Source organism: Streptomyces sp. NPDC029466 (assembly GCF_055574515.1).
In genome coordinates, this window is the sequence record NZ_JBVHZH010000014.1 from 1 (window position 1) to 8,182 (window position 8,182).

At 72.4% G+C, this 8,182-nt stretch carries 5 protein-coding genes and 1 pseudogene; 2 read left to right on the forward strand and 4 right to left on the reverse strand.

Annotated features, from left to right (window positions below):
• Positions 1–140: 140 nt before the first annotated feature.
• The 4 genes and pseudogenes from ACZ4XD_RS13485 to ACZ4XD_RS13500 form a co-directional block, all read right to left on the reverse strand.
• Positions 141–1,538, reverse strand: a complete 1,398-nt coding sequence (locus ACZ4XD_RS13485; protein ID WP_468041498.1) for an aldehyde dehydrogenase family protein — start codon at positions 1,536–1,538, stop codon at positions 141–143.
• 396 nt (positions 1,539–1,934) lie between these two features.
• A pseudogene (locus ACZ4XD_RS13490) lies at positions 1,935–3,246 on the reverse strand (MFS transporter); the annotation flags it as partial.
• Positions 3,247–4,698, reverse strand: a complete 1,452-nt coding sequence (locus ACZ4XD_RS13495; RefSeq protein WP_468041503.1) for a CitMHS family transporter — start codon at positions 4,696–4,698, stop codon at positions 3,247–3,249.
• A gap of 194 nt (positions 4,699–4,892) precedes the next feature.
• Positions 4,893–5,549 (reverse strand): TetR/AcrR family transcriptional regulator, encoded by a 657-nt coding sequence (locus ACZ4XD_RS13500; RefSeq protein WP_468041505.1) that lies wholly within the window; start codon positions 5,547–5,549, stop codon positions 4,893–4,895.
• Between the two features lie 139 nt (positions 5,550–5,688).
• Here ACZ4XD_RS13500 and hmgA point away from each other — a divergent pair, with 139 nt between their 5' ends.
• Both hmgA and ACZ4XD_RS13510 read left to right on the forward strand, forming a co-directional pair.
• On the forward strand, positions 5,689–7,014 hold the full coding sequence (gene hmgA, locus ACZ4XD_RS13505) for a homogentisate 1,2-dioxygenase (protein ID WP_468041508.1): 1,326 nt from the start codon (positions 5,689–5,691) through the stop codon (positions 7,012–7,014).
• A 16-nt stretch (positions 7,015–7,030) separates the two neighbouring features.
• Complete coding sequence (locus ACZ4XD_RS13510; RefSeq protein WP_468041511.1) at positions 7,031–7,777, forward strand: GntR family transcriptional regulator; 747 nt, start codon at positions 7,031–7,033, stop codon at positions 7,775–7,777.
• Positions 7,778–8,182: the final 405 nt, after the last annotated feature.

An 8,182-nucleotide genomic window follows, 5' to 3' on the forward strand; every position in this document is an offset into this window, starting at 1 on the left:
GGGGGGCGGGGGGGTGGGGGGTGGGGGGGGGGGGGGGGGGGGGGGGGGGGAGGAGGGGGGCTGGGGGGGGGGGGGGGGGGGGGGGGGGGGGGGGGGTGGGGGGGGGGGGGCCTTCTCTCCCCCCCCCCCCCCCGGCCGGATCAGAACTGCAGCGATTTGGTCTGCAGATATTCGGTCAGGCCGTGCGGGCCCAGCTCCCGGCCCACGCCGGACTGCTTGTAACCGCCGAACGGGGCCAGGGGGTTGAAGCGGCCGCCGTTGATGTCGACCTGCCCGGTGTGCAGGCGCCGGGCGAAGGCGACCGCTGTGGCCTCGTCGGCCGCCCAGACCGCGCCGGCCAGGCCGTAGATCGTGTCGTTGGCGATCCGGGCGGCGTCGTCCTCGTCCTCGTAGGCCAGGATCGACAGGACCGGGCCGAAGATCTCCTCCTGGGCGATGCTCATCTCCGGGGTCACGTCCGCGAAGACCGTCGGCGCGACGTAGTAGCCGGGACCGGCGCCGGGTGCCTCCGGGCCGCCCGCCACCACCCGCGCCCCCTGGGCGATGCCCTGCTCGATATAGCCGCGCACCCGGTCCCGCTGGACGGCGCTGACCAGCGGGCCGATCCGCTCGCCGGGGACGTACTTCGCGGCGGCCGCCGTCGCCAGCTCCACCGCCTCGGCGTAGTGGTCCCGGTGGACCAGCATCCGGGTCCAGGCGCTGCACGTCTGGCCGGAGTTGGCCATGACGTTGGCGACGCCGACCGCGACCGCCTTCGGCAGATCGGCGCCGGGCAGGATGACATTGGCGGACTTGCCGCCCAGTTCCAGCGCCACCCGCTTGACCGCGGCGCCCGCCAGGGCACCGATCCGCTTGCCGACGGCCGTGGAGCCGGTGAAGGAGACCAGATCGACCCCGTCGTGCTCGGCGAGCGCCTGCCCGGCGACCGGTCCGAGGCCGGTGACCAGGTTGAAGACCCCCGCGGGTATCCCGGCCGCGTCGACGCACTCCGCGAACAGCTGGGCGACCAGCGGGGTGTCCTCGGCGGGCTTGAGCACCACCGTGCAGCCGGCCGCGAGCGCCGGGGCGACCTTGGCGACGATCTGGTGGAGCGGGTAGTTCCACGGCGTGATCGCACCGACCACGCCGACCGGTTCGTGCAGCACGGTGGAGTTGCCGATCGTCTCCTCGAAGGCGTACGTACGGGCCAGTTCGGCGTACGAGCCGCAGACCGCGACCGGGATGCCGGCGTGCACCGCCGTGCTGAAGGCGAGCGGTGAGCCGAGCTCGGCGGTGACCGTCTCGGCGATCTCCCCGGCGCGGGAGGCGAGTTGATCGCGCAGAGCGGCCAGCCGGTCCGCCCGCTCCTCGGGCGGGGTCGCGGCCCAGCCCGGCAGGGCGGCGCGGGCGGCCCGCACGGCGGCGTCCACGTCCTGCGCGGACCCTGCCGGGACGGTGCCGATGACCCGCCCGTCGGCCGGATTGACGACCTCGATCGTCCCGCCGCCCTCGGCGGGCCGCCAGCTTCCGTCGATGTACATCGCGTCGTACTGCTTCACGTCGTGGTCCTCTCGCGCCGGCCGATGGTCATCCGCCCTAAACTAGCGCCGGTAGTTTTGCGCCGCCAGGCCACCGCCACCCGCTGGTGGGTGACGGTGGCCACGAGCCTAGGAGATGCCCCCGCCCTCACCCTTTGGCGGACGGCTTGCGCATTTCCTCGATGACACTGAGGAATCCCGCCTTGCCGTGACCCGCGGCGATGGTCCGGTCGGCGAGGCCCTTGACGGCGTCGAGGACCTCGGCGTTGAGGCCGCGGTCCACGGACGCCTCGGCCCACTGCCCGGCCCGCTGTGCACACCACCCTGCCGAGCTGCGCTTATGGTTCCCTTCGGGCCGACGTGCGGGCCGCCGGAGCCATGGCCCACCCGCCCCTGCCCGGCCGTCTCCTCCGCCGCCGGCCCGGTCTCATCCGCCGGCCCGGTCTCGTCCGCCGCCGGCTTCGCCACCCCGCCGCCGCTCGCGGTTCCGCCGCCCGGCGCCCGCCCCGTACGGCCGGCCATCGCGGCGGAGGTCAGCAGCAGCACGCCGTGCAGGACGAAGGGCGCGGCGGTGCCCGCGACGCCGGCGAGCAGTCCGGCGCCGGCCGGGGCGGCGACCTGGCCGAGGCGGTTGCCGGTGAGGCGGAGCGCCAGCGCCGTGCTGCGGGCCCGTTCGGGGGCGGCCTGGACGACCGTCGTCATCGACAGCGGCTGGCCGACGCCGAGACAGAAGCCGAGGGCGAGCAGCATCGCGGCCAGCGCCCACACCGGCACCGGCAGCACCAGACCGCCGCACAGCACACCGGCCAGCGCGCAGCTGACGGCCATCAGCGCGGTACGCCCCAGCCACCGGGTCATCGGCGTCATCACCAGCCGGCAGGCGATGGTGGCCGCGGCCCGCAGGCTGAGCAGCAGACCGATGGTGGTGGGGGCGATGGCGCGGTCCTCGCCGATGACGGGGAGGTAGGCGGTGAGGATGTCGGTGGCCGACAGCACGGCCAGGCTCATGAAGATGCCGGCCGGTACACCCCGGGTCCGCAGGATGCCGCGGACCGGGACCGGCGGTCCGGCCGCCGGGCCCGGGGCGGCGGACGGGGCGGTGCGGGCGCACTGTTCGAGCCGCCAGAGCGAGGCGTACGAGACGGCGGCGACGGCGCCGGAGACCAGCAGGGCGGTGGCGCTCGTCGGGGCCATCCGGCCGTCGTGCTCGGAGATGACGAGCCCGGCGGCGACCGGACCGATGAGCTGGCCGACGAGGCGCCGATGGTGAAGTGGCCGAAGTTGCGGTCGCGGTCCTCGGGGGCGCTGCGGCGGGCGACGATCGACTGGGCGCCGATGACGAAGCAGAGGCGCCCCAGGCCCATCACGCCGCTCCAGGCGGCCATGGCGGGCAGCGAGCCGGCCAGGCCGCTGAGCGCGCAGCCGCCGCTGATCAGCGCCACCCCGACGACCAGCAGCGGGGCGCAGCGGCCGTGGTCGGTGCGGCGGCCGAGCGGTACGGCGACGAGCAGCGGCAGCAGCGCGTAGACGGCGGTGATCACGCCGACGGCGCGTTCTTCCCCAAGCTCTCAACTACGTTCGAGCAGGGGAGACCCCAATCGCCCAGGGCGAGGGCCCGGTAGGAGACGGCCGGCCTGGCCATGCTCACCGCTCCTTGCGCGAAGGAGAAGGTGAGGACCAGACGCAGCAGCCAACTCCTGCCGGGCCTCGCGGTGTTGGTGGCGGTCATCTAGATGATGCCGAAGAGCACACCGGCACACAGGACCACCAGGGAGGTCAGTGCGGCCCATTTGACGGTGAATTTGGTGTGGTCGCCGAACTCGACCTTGGCCATCCCGACGAGGACGTAGACGGCGGGGACCAGCGGGCTGGACATGTGCAGGGCCTGGCCGACGAGGGAGCCGCGGGCGATCTCGATGGGCGCGACGCCGTGGGCGGCGCCGGCCTCGGCGAGGATCGGCACGATGCCGAAGTAGAAGCCGTCGTTGGACATGAAGTAGGTCAGCGGGATGCTGAGCACGCCGGTGACGATGCCCATGTGCGGGCCGAGCGCGTCGGGGATGCCGCTGACCAGCCAGCGGGCCATGTGCTCGACCATGCCGGTGCCGGTGAGCACACCGGTGAAGACCGCGGCGGCGAAGACCATGCCGGAGACGTTGAGCACGTTCTCGGCGTGTGCGGCGACGCGGGCCTTCTGGTCCTTCATGTGCGGGAAGTTGACGGTGAGCGCGAGGGCGGCGCCGAGCAGGAAGAGCACCGGGATCGGCAGCGTCTGGAGGATCAGCAGGGTGAGCAGCGCGAGGGTGAGCGCGGCGTTGAACCAGTAGAGCTTGGGGCGCAGGGTGGCCCGCTGCGGGTCCAGGACCTGGAGGCCGTCGTCGTCGGCGGCCTGCTCTCCGGAGCCGGCGGCCGGCTCGTCGTCGGCGCCGGTGCCCGCGCCGCCGGTGGTGCGCCGCGCCTCGGCCGGGGCGCCGCCCGTGCCGCCGGTGCCCGCGCCGACCAGGACCTGCTCGGTCTCCTTCGCCGTCACGGTCTCGGTCACCGGCCCGGTCTCGCCGAGGGTCAGCACGCCGAGCCGCTTGCGCTCGCGCCGGCCGAGGACGTACGCGAGGGCGAAGACCGCGACCAGGCCGACGGCCAGCGCGGGGATCATCGGGACGAAGATGTCGCCGGCGTCGAGCTTGAGCGCGGTGGCGGCGCGGGCGGTCGGGCCGCCCCAGGGAAGGGTGTTCATCACGCCGTTGGCGGTGGCGGCGACACCGGTCATCACCACGAGGCTCATCTTCAGCCGCTTGTAGAGCGGGTAGAGCGCCGAGACGGTGATCATGAAGGTGGTGGAGCCGTCGCCGTCGAGCGAGACGATCGCGGCGAGCAGGGCCGTACCGACCACCACCCGCACCGGGTCGGCCTTGCAGAACTTGAGGATGCCGCGGACGATCGGGTCGAAGAGCCCGACGTCGATCATCACCCCGAAGTAGATGATGGCGAACATCAGCATCGCGGCAGTGGGGGCCAGGTCACCGATGCCCTTGAGGACGTAGTCGCCCAAGTGCGCGCCCTGTCCGACCAGGACGCAGAACAGCGCGGGAATCAGCACCAGCGCGGCCATCGGTGACATCTTCTTCATCATGATCAGCACCAGGAAGGCGGCGATCATGACAAATCCGAGGATTGTCAGCATTAGGGGTTACCTCACGTTCGCCCTTGAACATCTGCCGGGGGTGGCGGTTCAGGCGACGTTAGGTCCCGCAAAGTTTCGTTAACAAGGTCTTGACGCGCGAGCAATACGAGCAAAACCCCAGGTCAATAGGGATCTCACCGGACGGGCCCGCGCACAACCGGCGCACCGGACCCGCGCCGCCCACCGCCCGGCGCTCACCCCTCCCCCGCATCCGCCCCGTCCAGATACCGCGACAGATAGGCCCGCAGCAGCAGCTTGGTCTCGGCGACGAGGGCCGGGTCACCGTCCGGATCCGTACGGAAGGCGAGCTGGAGCAGCGCATCGGCCGTCTCGACACCGACCAGGAAGGCGGTGCGCAGCCGTTCGTCGGCGGCGTCCAGACCGAGCGGGCCGGCGAAAAGGGCCAGCAGCCGGTCGGCGACCTCGTAGTTGGCCTGCCGGGCGGCGCTCGGGGCGGGGACGGTGAACTCCACCAGGGCGAAGCCCGGCACCGTCCGCTTCATGGCGAGGTACTCGTCGACCACCACGTCCATCGCCGGGCGCCACCGGAGCGGGGTGTGTGCCGGGGCGGTCAGCCGGGCGGTGATGCGCTCCGCGTAGGCGTCGAGATTGCGCCGGGCCAGGGCCTCGGCCATGGCGCGCTTATGGGGGAAGAAGCGGTAGACGGAGCCGATCGGGACCCCGGCGCGGCCGGCCACGGCCCGGGTGCTCAAGTCCTCGTACCCGGTCTCCTCCAGCACTTCGGCACAGGCGTCGAGGATTCTGGCCAGCCGCTGGGCGCTGCGCCGCTGGACGGGGGCGCGGCGCAGGGCGGCCGGCGGCGGGTCGGGGTCGGGGGTCGGCTTCGGCACCCGACCATCCTGCCCACCTCCACGGGCCGCGGTACATGAGCGGCGTGATCCGGCCGACGCGGCCAAGTCTCTCCGTTGACGCCTCCCCACCCCAATCCTAAGGTCTTGCATAGGATTCCTTGAGCGGCGGGAGCAAGCGATGGCAGGCACGGGCAACGAGCAGGCGAGGAAGACGGCCGAGGGGCTGGCGTACCACACCGGCTTCGGCAACGAGCACAGCTCGGAGGCCGTCCCGGGCGCGCTGCCGACGGGCCGCAACTCCCCCCAGCGCGCACCGCTCGGCCTGTACGCCGAGCAGCTCAGCGGGTCGGCGTTCACCGAACCGCGCGGCCACAACCTCCGCTCCTGGCTCTACCGCATCCGCCCGTCCGCCGCGCATCCGCCGTTCGTCCGTGCCGAGCGTCACGCGCTCCGCTCGGCACCGTTCACCGACTGCGCCCCCGACCCCAACCGCCTGCGCTGGAACCCGCTGCCCGAGCCCGCCGGACCGGCCGACTTCGTGGACGGCTTGTGGACCCTGGGCGGCAACGGCGACGCCACCCAGCGCACCGGTATGGCCGTCCACCTCTACTACGCCAACACCTCCATGGAACGGCGGGTGTTCGGCAACGCGGACGGCGAGCTGCTGATCGTGCCGGAGCAGGGCGGGCTGCTGCTGCGCACCGAACTCGGCCTGCTGCACGCCGCCCCCGGCGAGGTGGCGCTGATCCCGCGCGGCGTCCGCTTCCGCGTCGAGCTGCTGGACGACACCGCCCGCGGCTATGTCTGCGAGAACTACGGCCGGCCCTTCCAGCTCCCCGACCTCGGCCCGATCGGCGCCAACGGCCTGGCCAACGCCCGGGACTTCCGTGCCCCGGTCGCCGCCTACGAGGACGTCGAGGGCCCCGTCGAGGTCCTCAACAAATTCTGCGGCCACCTCTGGACGGCCACCTACGACCACTCCCCCCTGGATGTCGTCGCCTGGCACGGCAACCATGTCCCGTACGTCTACGACCTGCGCCGCTTCAATGTCATCGGCTCGATCAGCTACGACCACCCCGACCCGTCCATCTTCACCGTGCTCACCTCCCCCTCCGACACCCCGGGGCTGGCGGGCGTGGACTTCGTGGTCTTCGCACCGCGCTGGCTGGTCGGCGAGGACACCTTCCGGCCGCCCTACTTCCACCGCAATGTGATGACCGAGTACATGGGCCTGATCGAGGGGGCCTACGACGCCAAGGCGGAGGGCTTCGTCCCGGGCGGCGGCTCGCTGCACAACATGATGTCGGCGCACGGGCCCGACCAGGAGACCTTCGACCGGGCGAGCGCCGCCGAGCTGCGGCCGCAGAAGATCGACGACGGTCTGGCCTTCATGTTCGAGACCCGCTGGCCGCTGACGCTCACCGAACAGGCCCGGGACGCCGGCCATCTTCAGCGCGGCTACGACGACGTATGGCAGGGTCTCCAGCGCCACTTCCGCCTGTGACACCGGGGAACACCTCGTGACCACCTTCGCTCCCGACTCGCTCGCCCTGAACCGCAAGCTGCCGCTCTGGTATCAGGTCTCGCAGTCGTTGCGCGCCTCCATACTCGGCCGCTCCCCGGAGGCGCCGCTGCGGCTGCCCACCGAGGACGCGCTCGCCGCCCACTACGGCGTCAGCGTGCTGACCATGCGCCAGGCCCTCAAGGAGCTGGAGACGGAGGGCCTGATCAGCCGGCACCGGCGCCGGGGCACCTTCATCGAACCGAGCGCCCAGCGCGGTGCGCCGGTGCGGCTGCTGGGTTCCGTGGACGCCATCGTGGCCCAGCAGTCCGGTATGCGCACCGAACTGCTGGAGCACGGCCCCACCCCGGTACCGCCCGAACTGGCCGAATTCTTCCCGGACCTGGCGGAGGTGACCGGCTTCCGCCGGCTGCGCAGCGACGAGGAGACGGGCGAGCCGACGAACCACGCCTGCAACTACGTCCGCCCCGACGTCGCCGCGGCGATCGATCCGGCGGATCTGCTGCGCTGGCCGATGACGAAAGTGCTGAGGGACGCGGTCGGCGTCCATATCAGCCGGATCACGGACACCGTCGAGGCGCGGCTCGCCGACCCGGAAACCGCCCGCCTCCTCGAAGTCCCGCTGCTCAGCCCGATCCTGCATTACACGGGCGTGAGCTACGACGAGGACGGCTGCGCCGTCGATGTCGCCCGGATCCATTATCGGGGGGACCGCTTCTCCTTCACGGTCAGTATGGATTCCTGACGTTTTCGGCTTTCCCGCCGTGGGGTTTGAATCCCACGTTTTTGTCCTTCCCGCCGTGGTGGTTTCTCGCCGTTGCGCCTGCGGCGGGCCGGGTGGTTGTCGGGTGCGGTGACGGACCTCCGGGGCAGGGGTGTGGGACTGCTTCGCTTTACGTCCCACACCCCTGTCCCTCCGGCCCGTCCCCTCCCGTTGGGGGAGGAGTACAGGTGGGTGGGGGCTGGCCGCCGTAAGCGATATCCGGGCTCTACGAGGTGCACCGGACCACTTACGGCAACCCCCCACCGGCCTTCTTCCCACCCCCCAACGGGAGGGGACGGGTCGGAGCGGGGGGGGGGGGGGGGGGGGGGGGGGGAGGAGGGGGGGAGGAGCCCCCACCCCCCCCACCCCCCCCCCCCCCCCCCCCCC

Bases quoted from the DNA above. Each gene is read 5' to 3' on its own strand.
- ACZ4XD_RS13495 (WP_468041503.1), bottom strand. From the start codon at position 4,698: ATGCTGACAATCCTCGGATTTGTCATGATCGCCGCCTTCCTGGTGCTG.
- hmgA (WP_468041508.1), top strand. From the start codon at position 5,689: ATGGCAGGCACGGGCAACGAGCAGGCGAGGAAGACGGCCGAGGGGCTG.